Source organism: uncultured Lamprocystis sp. (genome assembly GCF_903933125.1).
In the GTDB taxonomy this organism is placed as follows: Bacteria; Pseudomonadota; Gammaproteobacteria; order Chromatiales; family Chromatiaceae; genus Thiodictyon.
In genome coordinates this window covers 1-1695 of sequence record NZ_CAIZIZ010000562.1, presented here as the reverse complement: position 1 = coordinate 1695, position 1695 = coordinate 1, and the positions used below count along the sequence as shown (strand labels likewise).

The 1695-nt window shown below is 61.2% G+C and carries 2 protein-coding genes; both read left to right on the top strand.

Going from position 1 to position 1695, the window contains the following annotated elements; all coding sequences use genetic code 11:
- Positions 1 to 158 precede the first annotated feature (158 nt).
- On the top strand, positions 159 to 329 hold the full coding sequence (locus QZY03_RS30620) for a hypothetical protein (RefSeq protein WP_295587960.1): 171 nt from the start codon (positions 159 to 161) through the stop codon (positions 327 to 329).
- 150 nt (positions 330 to 479) lie between these two features.
- Positions 480 to 1418: a hypothetical protein gene (locus QZY03_RS30615; RefSeq protein WP_295587958.1), complete on the top strand. Its 939-nt coding sequence runs from the start codon at positions 480 to 482 to the stop codon at positions 1416 to 1418.
- Positions 1419 to 1695 lie beyond the last annotated feature (277 nt).

Genomic DNA, 1695 nt, shown 5'->3' with positions numbered 1-1695 from the left:
TTTACCCTGCTGGCCAGTGTCATCGACACCTGTCGGCAACGCCAGCACTCGCCCTGGAACTACCTGGTCAAGGCCATCACTGACCGGCGCCAGGGGTTGTCGCTGGCCCCCCTGCCGCAGGTGAGGGTCTGAACGATTACGCTCGGGCGATCTTTGTCATGATGCCTCTCATCATAAGTCTGATCACCGCAACCCTCTTCTTGATCTTGGCTGGTGCGACCTATGGAGTCGAAGCGCTAGTGACCAACGCCTGGATCCTGATGGTGTTCTGGTGGCTGCTCGCATCCGGGGCCACCGTCTATATCCTGAGCAAGCAGGCGAAGGAGTAATCACCAACAGGGTGACCACGGCAGGCTGAAACATACGGCCTTGTCAGGCCGCACAATGAACAGGGACATAAGCCCATGTGTGCCACCGTACAGAAGGATTCCCACCAAGGGCGTATTTTACTATTTCTACTCACTCACCGGTTTAACATTATGTCTTATGTCTACCCGACTGCGAATAACGAAATCCCAGCCGCCCCGCTAATCACCGATGCGCGCGAGGATCAGGACCAATCCAATCTCAGTGCGGTGGCTTGGAGCGCCGTCTTCGCGGGCGCTGCTACGGCCGCTTCGCTGTGGATGATACTGATGATCCTGGGGGCTGGCCTTGGTCTGTCTTCAGTTCCGCTATGGCGGGACGCGGACATTACAACCAACACCGTCGGTGTCTCCGCCATCGCCTGGTTGGTCTTCAGCACAATCGCCGCCTCGGGCATGGGCGGCTATATTGCCGGGCGCTTTCGCACCCGCTGGTTGGGCGTGCCGCGCGACGAAGTCTGGTTCCGCGATACCGCCCACGGCTTTCTCGCTTGGGCGGTGTCGGCCTTGGTCACAGCCATCCTCCTGACCACCTTACTCGGGTCTGTCGTCAGTAACGGGATAAATGTCGGCGCGGCGTCCGTGGAATCCGCGCCAGGGGCCGATTTGCCGGCGATCCGTGCAAACGGGGGCGTCATGAGCGACCGGCTGTCCTATTACATCGATACGCTCTACCGGACAAACACCACAGACGGGCAGCGCTATGTACCCAGTGCCGCGGCGACCGCAGAAATTGCTAACGTCTTCACCAACGCTTTGCACGAGGGCAACTTGCCGGCGGCGGATATCCGCTATCTCGGGGCGACGGTAGCCGAGCAGACGGGCCTGAGCCAGGACGACGCACAGACCCGCGTGGCGGATACCTTTGCGCAACTCCAGGGCCGGGTCGGACAATTGGATGTGACTGAACGCGCCTTGACGGAGCAGGCCCGCAAGGCTGCTGCCACTACAACCATCTGGCTATTCATCTCATTGTTGTCCGGCGCATTCCTCGCCAGCGTGATGGCGATCTTCGGCGGCCGTCAGCGCGACGAGTTACCCTGCTCGCTTTGATGATCCTCTCGCTGGTGCCCAGAGTCGAGCGTTGGTTGGGTCGGCGGCAGAAGTAGCCTCACCATCCGGGTCCCGGTGATCTTCATCGCATCCGCCCCTTGCTGCCGTGGCATCAGCCGCTTCAGCAAGCGCAGCAGATCTCGACTTTGGCCATTTTTGCCTGAGGCCGGGCGCTGTGCACGGGTGGGCTGGACCAGGGCCGGCGGCTCCTGCGGAGGTGGCGGCAGCGGGAGACCGGCGGTATCGTCTGAAGTCGACCAAAACACCAGCCGTCACC